At 58.9% G+C, this 18,384-nt stretch carries 15 protein-coding genes and 1 tRNA gene; 8 read left to right on the top strand and 8 right to left on the bottom strand.

Annotated features, from left to right (window positions below):
* Nucleotides 1–488 precede the first annotated feature (488 nt).
* The 3 genes from H4317_RS02150 (at nt 489) to H4317_RS02140 (ending at nt 6,576) form a co-directional block, all read left to right on the top strand.
* Nucleotides 489–1,853: a sigma-54-dependent transcriptional regulator gene (locus tag H4317_RS02150; protein WP_185888556.1), complete on the top strand. Its 1,365-nt coding sequence runs from the start codon at nt 489–491 to the stop codon at nt 1,851–1,853.
* A gap of 64 nt (nt 1,854–1,917) precedes the next feature.
* Nucleotides 1,918–5,469: a PAS domain S-box protein gene (locus tag H4317_RS02145; protein WP_185888555.1), complete on the top strand. Its 3,552-nt coding sequence runs from the start codon at nt 1,918–1,920 to the stop codon at nt 5,467–5,469.
* Nucleotides 5,470–5,520: 51 nt separating this feature from the next.
* Nucleotides 5,521–6,576: a flavin-containing monooxygenase gene (locus tag H4317_RS02140; protein WP_185888554.1), complete on the top strand. Its 1,056-nt coding sequence runs from the start codon at nt 5,521–5,523 to the stop codon at nt 6,574–6,576.
* 329 nt (nt 6,577–6,905) lie between these two features.
* Here the strand turns inward: H4317_RS02140 and H4317_RS02135 are convergent, their stop codons facing one another.
* Nucleotides 6,906–7,283 (bottom strand): T9SS type A sorting domain-containing protein, encoded by a 378-nt coding sequence (locus H4317_RS02135; RefSeq protein WP_185888553.1) that lies wholly within the window; start codon nt 7,281–7,283, stop codon nt 6,906–6,908.
* 186 nt (nt 7,284–7,469) lie between these two features.
* Here H4317_RS02135 and H4317_RS02130 point away from each other — a divergent pair, with 186 nt between their 5' ends.
* From H4317_RS02130 to H4317_RS02120, 3 genes are all read left to right on the top strand, one after another.
* The gene (locus tag H4317_RS02130; RefSeq protein WP_185888552.1) at nt 7,470–8,585 is read left to right on the top strand and encodes an NAD(P)/FAD-dependent oxidoreductase; all 1,116 of its coding nucleotides are present in this window, start codon (nt 7,470–7,472) and stop codon (nt 8,583–8,585) included.
* A 148-nt stretch (nt 8,586–8,733) separates the two neighbouring features.
* A complete protein-coding gene (locus tag H4317_RS02125) occupies nt 8,734–9,840 on the top strand; it encodes a type III polyketide synthase (protein ID WP_185888551.1) in 1,107 nt (368 codons plus the stop codon).
* 26 nt (nt 9,841–9,866) lie between these two features.
* On the top strand, nt 9,867–10,613 hold the full coding sequence (locus tag H4317_RS02120; protein ID WP_185888550.1) for a methyltransferase domain-containing protein: 747 nt from the start codon (nt 9,867–9,869) through the stop codon (nt 10,611–10,613).
* A 28-nt stretch (nt 10,614–10,641) separates the two neighbouring features.
* Here the strand turns inward: H4317_RS02120 and H4317_RS02115 are convergent, their stop codons facing one another.
* Both H4317_RS02115 and H4317_RS02110 read right to left on the bottom strand, forming a co-directional pair.
* Nucleotides 10,642–11,550, bottom strand: a complete 909-nt coding sequence (locus tag H4317_RS02115) for a histone deacetylase family protein (protein WP_185888549.1) — start codon at nt 11,548–11,550, stop codon at nt 10,642–10,644.
* A gap of 76 nt (nt 11,551–11,626) precedes the next feature.
* Nucleotides 11,627–11,701: transfer RNA gene (locus tag H4317_RS02110), tRNA-Val, on the bottom strand.
* A gap of 198 nt (nt 11,702–11,899) precedes the next feature.
* Between H4317_RS02110 and H4317_RS02105 the strand changes: the two genes are divergently transcribed.
* Together H4317_RS02105 and H4317_RS02100 are read left to right on the top strand one after the other, a co-directional pair.
* Nucleotides 11,900–12,589: a porin family protein gene (locus H4317_RS02105; RefSeq protein ID WP_185888548.1), complete on the top strand. Its 690-nt coding sequence runs from the start codon at nt 11,900–11,902 to the stop codon at nt 12,587–12,589.
* An 80-nt stretch (nt 12,590–12,669) separates the two neighbouring features.
* Nucleotides 12,670–13,197 (top strand): DUF6992 family protein, encoded by a 528-nt coding sequence (locus H4317_RS02100; protein WP_185888547.1) that lies wholly within the window; start codon nt 12,670–12,672, stop codon nt 13,195–13,197.
* Between the two features lie 125 nt (nt 13,198–13,322).
* Here H4317_RS02100 and H4317_RS02095 read toward each other — a convergent pair whose 3' ends face one another.
* The 5 genes from H4317_RS02095 to H4317_RS02075 form a co-directional block, all read right to left on the bottom strand.
* Nucleotides 13,323–13,829, bottom strand: coding sequence for an acyl-CoA thioesterase (locus H4317_RS02095; RefSeq protein WP_185888546.1), 507 nt, complete (start codon nt 13,827–13,829; stop codon nt 13,323–13,325).
* A gap of 120 nt (nt 13,830–13,949) precedes the next feature.
* Nucleotides 13,950–15,056 (bottom strand): DUF3616 domain-containing protein, encoded by a 1,107-nt coding sequence (locus H4317_RS02090; RefSeq protein ID WP_185888545.1) that lies wholly within the window; start codon nt 15,054–15,056, stop codon nt 13,950–13,952.
* Between the two features lie 77 nt (nt 15,057–15,133).
* Complete coding sequence (locus tag H4317_RS02085; protein WP_185888544.1) at nt 15,134–15,628, bottom strand: hypothetical protein; 495 nt, start codon at nt 15,626–15,628, stop codon at nt 15,134–15,136.
* A 180-nt stretch (nt 15,629–15,808) separates the two neighbouring features.
* Complete coding sequence (locus H4317_RS02080; protein WP_185888543.1) at nt 15,809–16,216, bottom strand: hypothetical protein; 408 nt, start codon at nt 16,214–16,216, stop codon at nt 15,809–15,811.
* Between the two features lie 80 nt (nt 16,217–16,296).
* Complete coding sequence (locus H4317_RS02075; protein ID WP_185888542.1) at nt 16,297–18,342, bottom strand: FAD-dependent oxidoreductase; 2,046 nt, start codon at nt 18,340–18,342, stop codon at nt 16,297–16,299.
* Between the last annotated feature and the right edge of the window lie 42 nt (nt 18,343–18,384).

The following is an 18,384-nucleotide window of genomic DNA, read 5'->3' as shown; positions in this document are numbered from 1 at the left end:
GAAACCCCACACGAAACTATTTCTTGTGCTGGGCCTGAGCCATAGATGGCGGGCCTGGCGGCCATGCTGGTAGAGGTGCCTAGCAGCCACAGGGCAGCTAGTGCGAGTATACGGGAGTAGAAGGTGCGTTCCATAGTAGAGCAGAAATAAGCTCCCGGACCAATCCCAAGAGCGTTATCCCTACTTGTACAATACAGTTGCCATTGTATATTTTTAAATTATACACACTGATTATCAATACCTTAATAATATAATATAAATTATATATTTTCCCAATAGTAGATTACGCTTCCCATTTAGAGAAAATATGGCAAAGCCCGTTTTCCCCCCCTATACTCGCACTCCGCCTCCATCCACTCCTACCTGAGCTATTGAAAACTGTATAATTGGTATGAAACCCTTTCCCAATGCGTGGTACTTCAGCAATTGGCAGGTGCTTCTGCTATCCAATTATTCAGGCTACGGCAGGCTAATCCCTTCTGATTCAAATGTCTGTTTCTTCCGCTGTTAATATTTTTATTGTCGAGGACAACGCCTGGTATGGCGAGCTTCTAGAATATAAGCTTGCCCAGAACCCTGACTATCAGGTCCAGCGCTTCACTACTGCCCAAGCGTGCTTCGACCATCTGAGTGAAAAGCCTGACCTGATTACGCTGGACTACTCGCTGCCTGATGGCAAAGGCGACCAGGTACTGCGTCAGATTAAGGAGCGCCTGCCCGAGGTAGCTGTCATCATTATTTCGGGTCAGGAAGATGTGCGTACGGCTATCGGGCTGTTGCGCCAGGGAGCGTATGACTACCTAGTGAAAGATGAGGAAACTGCTGACCGCCTCTGGAACTCCGTGAATAACGTGCGCAAGCAGCTGCTGCTACGCCGTGAAAACGAGCGTTTGCGTGAGCAGATTGGCATGAAGTACGAGCCGGGCCGCGCCATTCTGGGTAGCAGCCCTCAGATGCAGCAGCTCAGCACCCTTATCGAAAAAGCTGCGCGCACCAATATCACCGTGTCGCTGAGCGGCGAAACTGGCACTGGCAAGGAGCTGGTGGCCAAAGCCATTCATTATTTGTCGCCACGCCGCGAGCAGGCATTCGTGGCCGTAAACGTAGCAGCCATTCCGCGGGAGTTGCTGGAAAGTGAGCTGTTCGGCCATGAGAAAGGGGCGTTTACGGGAGCTATCAGCCGCCGCATCGGGCGGTTTGAGGAAGCGCACCGCGGTACCCTGTTTCTCGATGAAATTGCCGAAATGCCACTGGACCTGCAGGCTAAGCTGCTGCGAGTGCTGCAGGAACGGGAGGTACTGCGGGTAGGTGGAGGCCAGCCCATTGCATTCGATGCCCGCCTGATGGTGGCCACCCACCATGATCTGGCAGAGCAAGTACAGAAGGGCCGTTTCCGCGAAGACCTGTACTACCGGCTGCTGGGCCTGCCGATTGTGCTCCCCCCCCTGCGTGAGCGTGGCCAAGACATCCTGATGCTTGCAGAGTCATTCCTGAGTGATTTCTGCCACCAGAATAAGATGACTCCCTGCCGCCTTTCTGATGAGGCCCGCAACCTGCTGCTGCGCTACCCCTTCCCTGGCAACGTGCGCGAGTTGAAAGCCATTATAGAGCTGGCGGCTGTGCTGGCCGAGCAGGATACCATTCTGCCCCAGGACCTGTCGTTGCGCATACAGGGTAGCAGCACCAATGGGCAGGCCCCAGCCGCCGAGTCGCTGCGGACTCAGATAGCGGCCATTGTGCAGCGCTATTTAGATGCACACCAAGGAAATATTATGCAGGTTGCCGACAAGCTGCAAATCGGGAAGTCTACTATTTATCGTATGGCTCAGAACAACGAGGTGCGGTTGCGCTAATGTTGTGCAGGCGTGCCACTGACACTCAGGCTGCCTTTCCCCTTCTTGCCTGAAACCGTGTGCTATGAGCTCTATCAGTCAACGCCAGCTACAGCGCCGCCTCCGGCACGCGGAGCAAGCCCAACAAGCGTTGCGGCAGGAACTGCAGCAACTGCGTGAACAGTCGCACCTACAGAGCCAGGCTGCCGCTGGGCAGCTTACCGCGCTGCTCCAGACAATCAGCACCGGCCTACTAGCGCAGGACGAACATTGCCACATCAAGCTCATCAATCAGCGGCTCTGCGACTTGCTGGCGCTACCCGATCCTCCCGCAGCCTACATTGGCCAGGACTGCCATCAGGTTCTGCGCCAGTCGGCAGCTTTCCGACGGCCCGACGACGTGCTGCAGCAGGCGGATGAGGCGATGCGGGCTCAGCTGCGCCGGGCCGAGCTGGTAGAGCTGGCCAACGGTCGTGTTCTGCAGCGCGAGTACCTGCCGGTGGTACAGAACGGGCGCACGATGCTACACCTTTGGAGCTACGAAGACGTAACTCGCCAGCGGCAGGTGCAGGCCCACGTGCAGGAACTCAGCCAGCTGGCAGAGCAGAGCCCGGACCCTATTATCTGTTTCGGGCACGACGGCCAGGCCCGCTACGCCAATCCGGCAGCTGGCCCAGTACTCCGGGCCCTGGCTAGGCCAGAGTGGCAACCCGACCGGGAGTTTCTGCACCAGCAAGTAAAATCGGCTCTGCAGGAGAATACCTCCCGCATTGTGGAGCGTCAGCTCGATGGGGCGTTTTACCACTGGACCATTGTACCGCTGCTCCAAGAGGAAGCAGCTAACATTTACCTCACCGATATTACGGCCCGCCGCCAGGCCGAAACCCAGCTGCGCCACAGCCAATTGCTCATGGCCCGCATCAACGACACCATTCCGGCGGTTGTTTTTCTCTACGATCTGCAGGCACACCGCCTCAACTACATCAACCGGCAGATAGAGCGGGTACTAGGCTACCCCGAGCAGACCATTGAAACCCAGGCGGGGCTGTTGCAGCAGATTATTCATCCGGAGGATCTGCGGAGTCTGTTCAACAAACGGGGCTACCTGCAGGCGTTGCCAGATGGGGAACTTAGCACCGGCGAGTACCGGGTACGGCACCAGAACGGCAACTGGCGGTGGCTCTGGATTCGGAGCACGGCTTTCACGCGCGACGAAAACGGCCTCGTGTACCAAGTGCTGTGCAGCGCCGAGGATATTACTCAGCGTAAAGCCACCGAAGAAGCCCTGCGCCAAAGCCAGTTGCTGGTGGAACGCGTCGCCTACACAGCCCCCAACCTTATCTACATCTACGACCTGGCTGAAAAGCGCAATGTGTACTCCAACCGGCACATCGAAGTCATGCTGGGATATACGGAGGAGGAAATCCAGGAAATGGGCGGGGAAGTGCTGGAGCGGCTGATGCCCCCGACGGAAGTACAGCGGTTGCGGGAACATTATGAGCACGTAGCCCAACTAGCGGACAGTGAAATCCTGTCCCTGGAATTTCATCTCACCCACCGCAATGGATCAGCCCGCTGGCTGCGCGTTACGGACACTCCTTTTGAGCGGGATGCGGCCGGGCAAGTGCGCCAGATAGTAGGCGTTGGAGAAGACATTACGCGCTGGAAAGTAGCCGATGAGCAGCGCCGCACTGCCAACCGGCGGCTGGCCGAGCAAAACCGTCTTTTCCGCCAAGTTATCGACACTACGCCGCACCTCATCTACCTCAAAGACAACCTAGGCAACTATTTGCTGGCCAACCGCGCCACCGCCGAGCTATACGGCATGACCCCGGAGCAGATTGTAGGCGCTCAGCCCGACCAGCTGCCGGCCATGCTGACCGATGGACAGCGCTACCGCCAGCAAGACGAACAAGTGCTGCGCACCGGGCAGGAGCTCATCCAGGAAGAAACGTTTACCAAGCCCGACGGCGAGATTCTCTGGTTTTACAGCATCAAACGCCCGTTTGTGCTGGCCGATGGCAATATGCAGGTGCTGGGTGTTGATATCAACATCACGGAGCTGAAACGCACGCAGCTTGATTTGCACGCTGCCAAGGAAGCAGCCGAAGAAAACGCACAGGCCAAGCAGAACTTCCTGGCCAACATGAGTCACGAAATCCGCACACCGCTCAACGGGATTCTGGGCATGGCCGGGCTGCTATCCAAGACGCCGCTCGACGACCAGCAGAGCCAGTTCCTGGGCCACATCCGCCACTCCGCCGACCATCTACTAGTCGTCATCAATGATGTGCTGGCAATGGCGCAGCTGGGAGCCGGCAAAATCCGGCCGGAAAATATTCCTTTTGATTTGCGGGAAGTACTGCGGGCCAGTCAGGAGTCGTTGCTGCCACGGGCACAGGAGAAAGGTATTGCGCTTGAGCTGGAGCTGCCGCCGGCCACCGTGCCCACTACCGTGCTCGGCGACCCGCATCGGCTGCGTCAGGTGTTGCTTAATCTGCTCAGCAATGCCGTAAAGTTTACCGAGCACGGGCAGGTGCTCCTCACGTGCCGCCGCCTCAGCCAGCCCGGCGAAGAGCCCCTGTTTCAGTTCCAGGTGCTGGATACCGGGCCCGGTATTCCACCCGATCAGCTGCAAGAAATGTTTGAGCCCTTCACGCAGGCTTCGGCCAGCACGGCCCGCGAATATGGCGGCTCCGGCCTGGGCCTGAGCATTTCGCGCGGCTTGGTAGACCTGATGGGAGGCACCATGATGGCCGAAAGCCGCCTGCACGAAGGCAGCACCTTCGGCTTTACGCTCACCTTCCGCCCCGCTGAGCCTACCGCCGTGAAAGTGCCGGCCAAAGCAGCCACCAACTACCGGGAGCTGGGGGCCCGCCGGGTGCTGCTGGCCGAAGACAATGCCGTAAACCAGTTTCTGGTAGAATCATTGCTGCGGGGCTGGGGCTGGACGGTAGATACCGCCAGCACCGGCCCGGATGCGCTGGCACTGTTTGACCAACACAGCTACGATATTGTCTTGATGGATATTCAGATGCCCGGTATGGATGGAGTGGCCGCTACTAGGCGCCTGCGTCAACATCCGGAGGCGCAGAGAGCCGCTACGCCGGTGCTGGCTCTCACGGCCCACGCCCTGCGCGGCGAGGCGGAGCGCTACGCGGAAGCGGGCTTCTCAGGGTATCTATCCAAGCCATTTCGGGAAGAAGACCTTTTCCGGACTATTGCTGCCGCGTTGGGTAAGCGGCCGGCGGTAGAATCAGCGGAGTTTATTTCCGGTGCAGAAACGGCTAACGCTCCACTTTACAGCCTGAGTGGTATTCGGCGGCTGGCACACGGCAACGAGGAATTTGTGCGGCGCCTCGCGCATCTGTTTATCCAGACTACTCCGCCGGCCGTTCGTGAGCTGGAGCAACATGCCGCATCCGGGCAGTGCGAGCAGCTAGCCGCTGCCGCTCATCACCTCAAAAGCTCCCTCGATGGACTGCACATCCGGCAGTTGCACGCGCCCATCCGCCGCCTGGAAGCCTGCCGCGACACGCCTCTGGAACCACAGGAAGCGCAACAGCTGGTAACCCTGGTTCGTGAGGTGACCGAGCAGGTGATGGCCGGACTGCGGCGGGATTTTCCGGGACTGTAGCCAAGCAGCTCCAGTACCACATGCAGTATCTTCCGCCTTTAAAGGCGCTACATGACTGAATTTTCTTTTGATACACTCGTTATTGGGGCGGGCCAGGCAGGGCTGGCGGCAGCATACTATCTGCAGCAGCGCAACATCGATTTTGTGTTGCTGGAAGAGCGCGCTGCTGTCGGCGACGTATGGGCCTCCCGGTTTGATGCACTGCGGCTGTTTTCGCCGCGCTGGGCCAGCGGCCTACCGGGGCTACCTTGGCCCGGCAGCGCCCTCGGCTACCCAACCAAAGACGAAGCGGCAGCCTACCTGCGTCAGTATGCAGCGCATTTCCGGTTTCCGATACATACCGGGCAACGTGCCGTTAGTCTAGCACCGGCCACAGTAGGCAATGGGTACACCGTGCAGACGGCCACAGGGCAACTGTACCATGTGCATCGCGTGATTGTGAGTACCGGTGCCTATTCTATGCCGCGTATACCAGGCTTTGCGGCGCAGCTGCCGGCTGCCGTGCAGCAGCTCCACAGCAGCCAATACCGCAACCCGCAGCAGCTACCAGGCACCGGAGCGGTAGGGGTAGTAGGAAGCGGCAATTCGGCCCTACAGATTGCCGCCGATGTAGCCACCATTCGCCCGGTTTATGCTGCCTTCGACGACAGCACGCCCTCCTTTCCGAATAACCAAGCCACCTGGGCACTGCTGAAAGGCACCGGAATGCTCGGCATTTCGCGCTACAATGCCCTAGGCCGCTATGCTATGCTGCAGCCAGAGCCAGTGGTAAGAGGCGACCTGCAACGGCTGCGCCGCTTTTCTAACGCGCAGTTTATTGGTCGGGCCAGCAGCAGCACACCGGCTGGCGGCTTACAGGGCCAACGGCTGGCAACACCGCCGCTCGATGCCATTGTCTGGGCTACCGGGTTCGGGCCTGGATTTGACTGGATAAAGCTGCCCATTTTTGAGGCCGACGGCACGCCACGCCACCACTACGGCCTTACTGAGGCGCGGGGTATTGCGTTTTTAGGACTTCCGTGGCTGAATAGCCGCAGTTCGGCTCTGATGGGCGGCGTAGGCACCGATGCCCGCTACGTAGTGGCGCAGTTACTGGGCAGCACATAATTATACTGCAACTACTTGGGCCCTTTCGCGGTTCTAGAACATATACGCGCCTGCTCGGGCATACTATCCTTCCGGATAGCACCGTTGACGCACTTTCTTTCGTTCTTCTAACCTTCCCTACGATGTCTCTGCTGATTTTTCTAGGCGTAGCACTTGCCACGGCCCTGCTTGCCCTCAATACGTTTGAACAAGTAAAAGCGTCCCTGAAACCGATACCGGTTCGCGCTAAAAACCGCCGCTAAGTCGTTGATCCGATAAAAGAAAAGCCCCATCTGTAGCAGATGGGGCTTTTCTTTTGAGCTTAACTGAATGAAAACCAGTTCTGGCAGCTACCGGATTACCAGTTTGCGCATCTCGCTGGCGTTGTCGCCCTCGAGCTTCACATAATACAGGCCGCTAGCAAACTTGCTTAGATCCAAGGTTTTGGTAAACCGGTCGTTGAGTTCCGTAATGGTTTCGCGGTAAATTACCGAGCCAATTACGTTGAGCACGCGCAATTCTAGCTTACGGCCTTCGAAGCCATTAATGGCAATATGAACAATGCCTGTGCTGGGATTCGGGTACACCAAAATCGTACGCTCATCGGCTGGGCGGCCGGCGCGCTTAGTAACTCCGATTGGGGTAGCGGAAGCAGAAGATATGCTGCTGCGCACCGGACCGATGGCTAGAAGCATCAAAAACAGAAAGTAGAGTAGGCGTGGCATCATAGCGGGCCGTAAGGGTGGAAATGGGGCGTAAAAAAGGCGCGGATAGGATACCTGCTAAAACGTTAGGCAACCATTTAGGTTTGCAAAGATACCGGGTATTATTCATTAGATGAACAAAATATAACTCATCTTCGACTAACCGCCCTATTTCACCCTCTGAACCAACCCTTTACTAGACAAAACAAGTTGGACGTTCTCATTATTGGCGGCGGCCTGGGAGGCCTCACCGCTGCCCTCGACCTACGAGACCGTGGCTACAGCGTAACGGTGGTGGAACGGCAGCACTATCCGTTTCATCGGGTGTGTGGCGAGTATATCTCCAACGAAGTGCTGCCGTATCTGCGCCGCCTTGATGCCGATCCGGCGGAGCTGCGCCCAACCCGGATTACCCGGTTTCAACTGTCGTCGCCGGCGGGGCGCACGCTATCCGCCCCGCTTGACATGGGTGGATTCGGCATCAGCCGCTTCGCTCTCGACTATCATCTGGCGGGCTTGGCAGAGGCCCGTGGCGTTGTGGTGCTCCAGCGGACTACCGTGGCAGCGGTAGCCTATGCGTCAGCCACTGACAGCCACATCACAACGCTGGCCGACGGGCAGCAACTGGAAGCACGCGTTGTGCTGGGGGCTTTCGGCAAGCGCAGTGCCCTCGACCGGCAATTGCAACGGCCATTTTTTCAGCAACGCTCTCCGTACCTCGGTGTGAAGCACCACCTGCGCCTCGACTACCCGACTGACCAGATTGCGCTGCATAATTTTGAGGACGGCTACGCGGGCATCTCGGCGGTGGAAGACGGGCGCTACTGCTTCTGCTACCTCACCACGCGCCACAACCTGAAGCAGCAGGGCACCATTGCCGCACTGGAACAGAATGTACTGGCCCGCAATCCACACCTGCGCCGAATTCTGGAAACCGCCGAGTTTCTGTATCCACAACCGGAAGTCATCAACGAAATTTCCTTCGCGCCCAAAAGCTGTGTGGAAGACCACATGCTACTTTGCGGCGACGCAGCTGGCCTGATTACGCCGCTCTGCGGCAACGGTATGGCTATGGCTATACACGGTGCCTATCTGGCCAGCACCCACCTGCATGAGTTTCTGCAAGGCCGTATCACCCGCACGACATTGGAAACGCGCTACCGCCACAGCTGGCAGGCACAGTTTGGGCAGCGGCTGCAAGTGGGACGGCTGGTACAGGGCCTATTCGGGCGGCCTGTGCTGAGTGAGGCGGTAGTAGGCGGCCTGCGCCATTGGCAAGATGGCGTACAGGCCCTTATGCGTCGTACGCACGGCACCGCTTTCTGATTCTCCATCGAATAAAATAACGTAAGTAACACGCTGCTACACGTGCTGAGTAGCAAATGGCGCTGCATAGGTTGTAGCACCGTATAGTTTTTTTGCATTCTGCCCCTGCCCTGTTCTGACCGCCTCCTAATTGCGTATACTGCACCGAATGATCAGCTACCTGAGTGCCATTGGCACGGCCAACCCGCCCCACCGTCTTCCACAAGCCCAGATCGGGGATTTCATGGCCCGCGCCCTGCAATTCGATACTGACCAGACCCGTAAGCTGCGGGCCCTCTACCGGGTGTCGGGCATTGGGCACCGCTATACCGTGCTACCCGATTACGGCCGCACCAACGGCGAATTCACCTTCTTTCCCAATACACCGGACCTGGAGCCGTTTCCGTCGGTAGGAGCCCGGATGCGGATATACCGCCAGGAGGCACTGCCGCTGGCTGCCGCCGCTGCTGAGAGCTGCCTGAGCCAAGCACCTGACGTGCCTGCCAATTCGCTGACACACCTGATTTCAGTGAGTTGCACGGGTATGTATGCGCCAGGGCTGGATATTGAGCTGGTAAACCGCTTGGGGCTGCGGCCTGATGTGCAGCGCACCTGCGTGAATTTTATGGGATGCTATGCTGCCTTCAATGCTCTGAAGCTGGCCGATGCCATTTGCCGGGCCGACGCCGACGCCCGCGTGCTGGTAGTTTGCACGGAGCTGTGTACCATTCACTTCCAGAAGCATCACGAAGAAGATCACCTCATTTCTAACGCGTTATTCGGCGACGGTGCGGCGGCGGCTCTGGTACTGGGTCGGCCCTCCGGCGACCGTCCGCACCTAGCCCTGGAAGCCTTCCACTGTGGCTTGGAGCCCGACGGGCACGCTGATATGGCCTGGCACGTCAACGACTTCGGATTTGAGATGACCCTCTCTTCTTACGTTCCCAAGCTGATTCAGCGCGGCATCCGGCGCCTCACCGACGACCTGCTACGCAACCTGCCCGTGCAGCTGCGCGACATCCGGCATTTCGCCATTCATCCGGGCGGGCGGCGCATTCTGGAAACCATTGAGCAGGAACTGGGCCTCACTACCCAGGACAACCGGCCGGCCTACCACGTGCTGCGCGAATACGGCAACATGTCGTCGGCAACGGTGCTGTTTGTACTGCGCGAATTGCTGGCCGGTTTCACGGCAGCCGACAGCGGCGCCCCGGTGCTCAGCTTTGCTTTCGGGCCCGGCCTCACGCTGGAGGCCATGCTGCTGCGCGTGGTGTAGCCGGCCATGTCTTCATCGGTATAGCTATGCCTGATTTTTCGAGCCGTGCGACGGAAGAGGAGTTGATGGACGACCTGTCGCTGGCGTCGGACGCGTTGCGCCGCAACCTCGACGAGTTGGAAACCATCAACACCTGGCTGGGAGGCTACGCGCCGGTACTGAATGCCCTGGAAAAGCTGCGGCCCCAGTTTCCTCAAAACCGCCCACTTCGCCTCGCCGACTTAGGTAGTGGCGGCGGCGACACGTTGCGGCATATTGCCCGCTGGGCCCGGAAACACGCAGTGCCCATAGAACTGGTCGGTATTGATGCCAACCCATTTATGCTGGAGTATGCGGCTCGAAAAGCCCGGAATTATCCTGAAATCAGATTTCGGCAGCAAGACATCTTTTCCGCCGATTTTCAGCAGCAGCCCTTCGATATCCTGACCTGCAGTCTGTTTTGCCACCATTTCTCTGATGCGGCGCTGGCGCAGCTGCTTCCGCAGTGGCAGCAGCAGGCGGGTCTGGCGGTCATCATCAACGACCTGCACCGGCACCCGCTGGCTTATTACAGCATCCGCTGGCTGACGCGCCTGTTTCGGGGCTCCTACCTTGTGCAGCACGATGCGCCCCTATCCGTAGCCCGTGCCTTCACTCGCCCCGACTGGCAACAGTTGCTAGCTGCAGCAGGCATCACAACTTATGCGTTGCGCTGGCGGTGGGCCTTCCGCTGGCAGTTGATTCTTCGGCGGGAGCACAAGAGTAGCCCAGCCCCAGAAGAGCAAACTAGGTAGCGGATTCACATTGTCGCCATTCCACCTCTCAGCTCCACAAATCAGCTGCTACGCGAAAGGTGTTGGCGTGCGCCTCCACAATGTCGGCGATGCGCGGGGAATAGCCGCCGCCCATACATACCACCACCGGAATCTGGTGGCGGTGACAAAGACCAAGCACGAATTCGTCGCGCTGGCGGCAGCCGGCACGGCTCAGGGCAAGGTGGCCGAGCTTGTCGGTTTCCAGCACATCTACCCCACTTAGGTAGAAGATAAAGTCAGGCTGCTGCTCCTGTAACAGGCGCGGCAGTGTGTCGTGTAGCAAGCTAAGGTAGGTCGCATCGTCGGTGCCATCGGGCAGGGCCAGGTCGAGGTCAGATTGTTCCTTGCGGTGCGGATAGTTGCGGGCTCCGTGCATGCTGAACGTAAAGACTCGCGGCTCGTGCTGAAAAATACGGGCTGTTCCGTTGCCCTGATGCACATCCAGATCCACAATGAGCACCTTGCTGACACCAAACTCAGGCTGGGCCAGCAGATAGTCGGCGGCCGCGGCCTGGTCGTTGAGCAAACAGAACCCTTCGCCCCGGTCACGAAAGGCATGGTGGGTGCCGCCGGCAATATTCAGCGCTACACCGCCCTGCAGCGCCCGGCGGGCACATTCCAGCGTGCCTCCCAGAATCATGACTTCGCGCTCAATCAGCTGCGCACTCCACGGGAAGCCGGTGGCGCGCTCCTCATGGCGCGTGAGCTGGCCGCTACATAGCCGTTGGTAATAGTCGGTCGTGTGGGTGCGCATAATGTCCTCAGCCGGCGGTGGCACGGGCCGGAAAAATGCGCTTTCTGCTACCACACCTTCCCGTAGCAACTGTTCCGGCAGCAATTCATACTTGAGCATAGGAAACCGGTGGTTGGCGGGCAGCGGATGGGCATACAGTGGAGCCCAGGCAATGGAAATCATAGGAGCGGCAGGCTGGCTTTTACACGAAAATAACCGCCCTATAGAGCGGTTACTTCGGATTCGGGGAAGGAATGCGTGAGGCGTACTGGGCTCGAACCAGTGACCCCTACCTTGTCGAGGTAGTGCTCTGAACCAACTGAGCTAACGCCCCGCAAACCCTCTGGCGGCGGCCGGAAAGCGCCAAAGATAGTAGCTGCACGCAATGCAGCGGCATAGATCCAACAAAAAATTATGCCCTGGTTTCGGGCCGACATGCAACACTTACACGGCCGGGCAAGTATAGCGCTGTAAAACCGGCCTGCTACCTCTGTTTGCAGCCACACTTCTCTCCCGTTCACTTCTCTTCCATATGAAAAAGATTTTCCTTCTCCTCTGCCTGTTTGGTGCTGGCATGGCTGCTCAAGCCCAAGACGGTCCTATCGGCACGCGTTCTTCCACAGACTACGCTCCAGGTACCAGCGACTCGCGCAATAATGGGTTTGGTGTAAAGGCCGGCTTCAATCTGGCTGACCTGCGCGGCGGCGACAAAGACGCCTATAAGAACCTGTCCAGCCTGAAAACCTACCACGCGGGTGTATATGCGCAGTTTGGCTTCAACGATAAAGTGTCGTTGCAACCAGAGATACTGTTCACCCGCAAAGGCTTTGATGCTGAGCAGTTCACCGTTCAGTCGACGACGCCGGGCCAGACCACGGGCGAAACGCGCGAAACGCGCCTAGACTACATTCAGGTACCCGTGCTGCTGGTGTACAACATTGTTGATAATGTGAGCGTGCACGTTGGGCCGCAGGTATCGTTGCTGGTGAAGGCCAAGTATGCCGGTACGGAGCGTCAGATTTCCAGCGTAGGCCTCAATAGCCTCGAATATGGTGTAGTAGGCGGTGTGGAAGGCCGTGTTGGTCCTGCCCGCATTGGTGCCCGCTACGACCTGGGCCTGGCCGACATCTACAACGACCCTAAAGATGCTGGTGCCGGCGCTTACGACAACGTAAAGAACGGCGTGTTCCAGCTGTATGTAGGCGTGGGCTTCAACAACTAGCCTTACTGCTACTGCGTTCTGTATAATCAAAAAGGGAAGCTTCGGCTTCCCTTTTTTGTATCCGTTTCTACCTTTCCTGCATGGCAGTTACATCTGTATTTCTGTCGTTGTCGGCTGCTACCGTTTTGCCTGCGCTTAATACAGCCCGCGAACTGCTGGCAGAACGTGGCATGGGTGTATTGGGGGCCTGGGCGCTACTCAACCTGCTGGTAAGTGGCTACTACGTCACGCGTACGGACACCCGTTCTGAGCAGCATTATTTTCACCAGATGAACATCGGGTGGGGATTTGTGAATGCGCTGCTAGCCGTCTGGGGCTTGGTGCAGGCGCACCCCAATCAGGTGGCCGGCCTCACACTCACCGACAGCCTTACGGCTCAGTTCAATTTTGAGAAGATACTGCTGCTCAATGTCGGCCTCGATGCCGCATACATCTGCATTGGGAGCTGGCTGCGTGCCCGCGCCGGCACAGCGGCTCTCAAACCCGAACGGCTCCGGGGTTTTGGCCGCTCCTTATGGGTGCAAGGCATTTTTCTGCTGCTGTTTGATATCAGTTTTTACGTAGTGTATCACCGCTATGCCGCGCTTCTGCTGCAGCTGGTACCCTAAGCGGAATTGGGCAGAAAGCAAAAGCCGGAATGCTTAGTGCATTCCGGCTTTTTTGTAGATATAAGCTCGCTAACAGTAGCAGGTTGTTGGTGCAGAAGCTGCCACTTGAGTTGCATTAGTGCTGCCTATTCTTCGTCGCGGCGTAGCTGCTTGAGTTGCTTGCGCACCATTCTTACCCGGTCATCGAACCCATCAGGGTCGTAGTCAATTTCGTCTACGTCCAGCTTTTCCAGCAAATCCATCAGCTCATCAGAGTGCTCGGAGCGGGTACCGGATTTCACGGCCACAAATGCCATTTCCGACCAGAGCAAGGCTTTCAGCCGTTGGCTGTCTTCGCTGAGCATCTGCATTTCCACTACTAGGTTGGAGTTATCGAAGTGGATGAGCTGGGTACGAATGCGGACCAGTTCGCCGTGGTTGGCGGGCCGCAGGTAGCTTACGTGGTGCTTGGTAATCACCCAGGCCCCGTTCTGCTCGCGGGCCAGTTTGCCCATGTTCAGGGAGTAGTGCTGAATAACCTGCTCCTCGCGGGCATTGAGGAAGTAGTCTAGAAATCGGGCGTTGTTGAGGTGGCCCAGCATGTCGCAGTCCTGGAAGTGGATGCGGTGCGTGGTTTCGGGGGTGCGAACCATAGGTGTGGCGTGTGGAGAGGAATAAAAGCAGGAAAACGCGGACCAAAAGTGCGCGCGTTTGGTTGTTGCCTCTCAGCAAGCAGTAACTGTTGTTTTTGTTTCGGCCAGCCTAGCTGCTGTTTACTGTTCTACTCGGTAGGCATCGGCTACCACGCAGTGCGGCTGGCTTTTGCGGGCGTCGGTGGGGCTATCAAACACGATGAGCACGTGTTCCTTATCGAGTATGGCCATTCCTTCGGCTTTGTCTTGGCCAGCAGTGGGGCCCGAGCCATGCGGCACATCAAACAGGCGCTGCAACTTATCGGGCCCAATCAGGCTGTCTTGCTCCTGGCGCAGTGCATCAGGCCAGCAGTATACCGCAATAGTGCCGTCGAGGTCCATGGTGGGACCGGCAAGCAACAGCATATCGTTGCCGCGCTGGCGCAGTTCGCGCAGGCCCATGCCACCCAGGTCCAGAAAGTGTTTTTTGTAGTATTTCTCCGTGGCGCCAGGCACCTCATCGAGACGCAGACGGCCGTGCTTATCCTCCCGGAGCAGTAGTTCAAGCACAATGGCCCAGCCACGGAGCACGGGTCCGCGCAAGCCTACAAACAGCCGCCCATCAGGCGCAGCGGCCAGCCCTTCTATATCGAAGCCATTATCCTTGCCCGGAATCTGCATGAAAGGTTTCAGGTGCGGGTCCTTCGCCAACAAATCGAGCAGGTCGTTGGTGGTGTCGTCGGCCCGAATCTGGGCGGCGCGCAGAGTCTGCGTAGAATCAGTGGGGTGTGGAGCTTCCTTGAACAGCTCGTAGTCGCCGGTTTCGGGATTCAGCAGTAGCGGCACCCGGGCCAGCAGGTAGCGGCTGGGCTCCTCCTCTACTTTCGCCAGCTTCGCAATTTGCTTAGCGACATCCTCCTCGTCGGGCTTGGGCTGCTTGCGCTTGAGGCTGTGCGAACCAATAATCCACAGATAGTGGCCGCACTCGCCCATTCCTTCAATGTCGATTTCCACGTCTTCCGCCTCGTTTGTGAGGTCCAGCAGATCGGCCAGCTGATAACGGCAATGCTGCCCGAACTCATGCGTACCGGTCAGGCGCAGCCGCTCAATGCTGGTGCGCTCGTCGCAGCTTACCCAGATGTTGTCGCCGGTGCGTAGCACGGTGGAAAGCCCGTCGCGGACGTGCTTGCCGGCGGCGTTCAGGCTGAGTTTCGGGTTGAAATGAAGCAGGTAGGACTGGCGGCGCATACGTAGGGTGTGAAAGAGAACAGCACCGTGCGAACGAAACCCGCTGCGGAAGGTTGTGAGCCGCCGCCAACGACCTGCTACCGGCAGCTCAGACGCACTTTTTCCAGTCGGCGCACCACGTCTTTCACCACCGCTTCGTCGGCGGTATACAGCGTCATTTCCGTTGTGACGTTACTGTTTTTGCTCTGACGTTTCACGCTGAGTTCGTAGGTATGCTGGCCGTCTTCGGTTTGTGGCGCGTAGCTCAGCCCGGTGACCTCACTCCACTCGAACCCCATTTTCATCTCAAACCGGCCACTACTCACATTCACGGCCCAGTCGGAGCTGCCTTTGCTTACGCTCACGTTTACAGGCTGCGACATCTGCACATCGGCGTCATTGTCGCGGATGATTTGCTGCACATGGCAGCCATCTAGCTCTAGCTTCACTTCCTGCTTCGGCTTGGCGGGGTCGCGCAGCAACTGATTAAGTTGCTTGGCAAGGGCTTGTTTTTCGGCTGCCGCAACAGTTTGGGCGGTAGCAGCGCTGCTTACTAGGAGCAATATTCCGAGGAGTAGTACGTGTCGTTTCATGGCTGCCGGCTGAGAAGCGTGGTGGTGCTGTGCGAACCGGAACTTCCGGCTGCAGAGGCAGATGCAACTCCATTCACAACAGTTGCCTGTACACTGTGCCACTACACAAACGCAAACGCCCCAGCCAACCAGCAGCAAGCTGGCGGACCGGGGCGTTTTAGCCAGAGCCTAAGCAGCGGGCTACTGGCCGGCTTTACGGTTCTGCATTTCGGCCTGCATCTGGCGCTGCTTGGCTTTCATCTGCTGGTACTGGGTAGAAGTTAGCACCTGCTGCATCTGTTTATCGGAAGAGACATTGATGCGCTTGAGCTCAGCCATTAGGGCCGGACGATTGTTGGCATTCTGTTGCCGGGCGGTGTTCACCTGCTCAGCAGTGGTGGTGAGGATGGCGCGTACTTTCTGCTGCTGATCGGGGCGCAGCTTTAGTTCGTCAGTCATCACATCAGTCAGGTCGCGGGCGGCAGTGGCCGTCACGGTAGGCGCCGTTGACACCGATTTGGCTTCGGGGATACTCTTGTTGCGGCGGGCGCAGCCAGCAGCCAGCGTGGCCAATAGCGCCAGAGTGAGGAAGGGACGGGAGAGATGCATACGGCAGGAACGAAAACAGGCGTGTGCCCCGCATACGCAGAAACGCCGGCTTTTGTCTATTCTGCGGTGGCTATATTCCGTCAGATACCTGCCGCAACAGCCGCAGCGGCCACATGCTGACCTTCTGTCAGATTGATTTTCAGCTGCTGCGCCGTGTAGTGAGCCAGTGCCATAATCGTGAGCATTGGATTTACGCCGCTGCACGCCGGAAAGGCCGAAGCATCGGCGACAAAGAGGTGTTGCACGTCGTACAGTTCGCCGGTGAGGCTGGTGGGATGGGTGGCCGGGTTGCCGCCCATCCGGCAGGTGCTCATCTGGTGGGCGCTATAGAGCCCGAACTGATTGGCCTTCCAGCCCAGGTGCGGCAGCCGCTCCAGCACCTCGGGGTTCTGAATCCGGCCATCCTGCACGCGTAGCGTAGGCTGCGTGCCGTGGGGCAGCAAGATGGTATGCGCCCCGGCGGCAGCATGAATTTCGGCCGCAGCCCGGATGCCGGCCAGCATGTGCGCCCGGTCGTAGTCGCTGAGGTTGTAGTCGATGAGGGCCTGGCCGTGCCGGTCGATGCTGACGCGGCCGCCGTCCCGGTCGCGGGTCAGTACGATGAACGATCCCAGGTGCGCCGCCTGCTGCATCAGCCGCTTGTGCTGTTCCCCCGACAGCCAGGGCAGCACCATGCTCATCAGGCCGGCATGGGCGGGCGGCGTTTCCAGCTTGGCCCCGTAGTTGGTGCCCCCGATACGCGTAAATGTGTCGTTCACCACCGACATGCTGGGCCCGTACCACGGGTGCATTTCCTGCTCATACAGCCCCGAAACCACCACCGTAGGATGCAGGTTGAGGTGGCGCCCGATGTGCGGATGCTTCAGTCCGCTGCGCAGCAGTAAGGCCGGCGTCTGGATAGCGCCGCCTGCCACCACCACGCGCCTGGCCCGCACTGTCACGCGTACCGAGCGTCCGTCAGCAGTCGTATGCACGGCTTCGGCTCCCACCGCGCGGCCATTTTCGATGATGACCCGCTCCACGCGCGTGTCGGCCAGCAGGCGGGCGCCGTGCTCAAAGGCCTGCAGCAGATAGGTGTTCAGCGTGCCCTGCTTGATCCCGTAGGCGTCGCCCATGGTGCTGAACCCGAGGCCCCGGAAATGCTCCTCCGAATCACTGAGCCCCTTTTCGTTGCGCGGAATCAGCTTCACCTCTTGCCCCAGCCGGCGCGACCCGTCCCATAGCGCCTGGTTCTGGCCATTGTGGCGCGTGTAGTCGGTGTTCACGCTCAGGGCCCGGCTCACCGCTTCCAGGCTGGCTTTGAACTCAGGCGAAGTAAAATGCGGCGCCTGATGCTCGCGGGCCCACTCCTCCAGCACGTAGTCGGGGGTGCGGAACGCCCCGGCCCAGTTGACGGTGGTGCCGCCGCCCAGGCAGGAACCCGCCAGAATCCCGATGCCGCCGTCCTGGGTGCTGAGCGTGCCTTTGGCGTCGTAGAGGCGGCCCATCATGTCCACTTCGCGCTGCGTGAAGTCGCAGCCGTGGCAGTAGGGGCCTTTTTCCAGCACCAGCACGTCGTGGCCGGCGGCAGCCAGCTCGCCGGCCACCACGCTACCGCCCGCGCCGCTGCCAATCACCAGCACTTCGCACTCATATACAGTGTCCTGCGTGGGCTGCAGCGTCCGAATCGGACGGGGCGTATCCACTACAGCGTCGGGCTGCGGACCGGGGTAGCCCATATCCGCCCAGACCGGGTTGCCGGTTTCGGCGGTGGAGCCGCCGTAGTACAGGAATGTGAACAGCTTGCGCAGCGCATGAAAGCCTTTGCGCAACTGCGGCAGGTTGCTCTGCGCCCAGCTTTGCAGCATCTTTTCGCGCTGAGCGGGCTGTAGCCTAGCAAACGGACGGAGCGGCCCAAACCACGTCAGGCCCAGCGTGGGCGTATTCAGCAGCCGTAGCAGCTGCACAAATTCGGCGCGGGCTGCCGCCGGCTGCTCCTCCAGCACCTCTCCTATCTGGTCCAGGTTCACTCCCTCGGAGCCGTGGCGCTGCCAGAAAGCAGCTTGTTCGGCCGGGCCATCCAGAGCCGGAATAAAGGTATCGGCGAGGGCGCGGAGCGTTTCGCGCTGGGCATCGGTAAAAGTCATCGTGTTCAGAAAGCAATGCGGGAATCAGCGGCTTACTTAGGC

This window comes from Hymenobacter sediminicola (genome assembly GCF_014250515.1).
GTDB lineage: Bacteria > Bacteroidota > Bacteroidia > Cytophagales > Hymenobacteraceae > Hymenobacter > Hymenobacter sediminicola.
This window is presented reverse-complemented; position numbering and strand designations above follow the sequence as displayed.

Coding starts and splice junctions, on each gene's coding strand:
- H4317_RS02085 (WP_185888544.1), bottom strand. CDS start 15,628: ATGAAACGACACGTACTACTCCTCGGAATATTGCTCCTAGTAAGCAGC.
- H4317_RS02135 (WP_185888553.1), bottom strand. CDS start 7,283: ATGATGCCACGCCTACTCTACTTTCTGTTTTTGATGCTTCTAGCCATC.
- H4317_RS02140 (WP_185888554.1), top strand. CDS start 5,521: ATGACTGAATTTTCTTTTGATACACTCGTTATTGGGGCGGGCCAGGCA.
- H4317_RS02125 (WP_185888551.1), top strand. CDS start 8,734: ATGATCAGCTACCTGAGTGCCATTGGCACGGCCAACCCGCCCCACCGT.
- H4317_RS02095 (WP_185888546.1), bottom strand. CDS start 13,829: ATGGTTCGCACCCCCGAAACCACGCACCGCATCCACTTCCAGGACTGC.
- H4317_RS02100 (WP_185888547.1), top strand. CDS start 12,670: ATGGCAGTTACATCTGTATTTCTGTCGTTGTCGGCTGCTACCGTTTTG.
- H4317_RS02080 (WP_185888543.1), bottom strand. CDS start 16,216: ATGCATCTCTCCCGTCCCTTCCTCACTCTGGCGCTATTGGCCACGCTG.
- H4317_RS02120 (WP_185888550.1), top strand. CDS start 9,867: ATGCCTGATTTTTCGAGCCGTGCGACGGAAGAGGAGTTGATGGACGAC.
- H4317_RS02145 (WP_185888555.1), top strand. CDS start 1,918: ATGAGCTCTATCAGTCAACGCCAGCTACAGCGCCGCCTCCGGCACGCG.
- H4317_RS02075 (WP_185888542.1), bottom strand. CDS start 18,342: ATGACTTTTACCGATGCCCAGCGCGAAACGCTCCGCGCCCTCGCCGAT.
- H4317_RS02105 (WP_185888548.1), top strand. CDS start 11,900: ATGAAAAAGATTTTCCTTCTCCTCTGCCTGTTTGGTGCTGGCATGGCT.
- H4317_RS02090 (WP_185888545.1), bottom strand. CDS start 15,056: ATGCGCCGCCAGTCCTACCTGCTTCATTTCAACCCGAAACTCAGCCTG.
- H4317_RS02115 (WP_185888549.1), bottom strand. CDS start 11,550: ATGATTTCCATTGCCTGGGCTCCACTGTATGCCCATCCGCTGCCCGCC.
- H4317_RS02150 (WP_185888556.1), top strand. CDS start 489: ATGTCTGTTTCTTCCGCTGTTAATATTTTTATTGTCGAGGACAACGCC.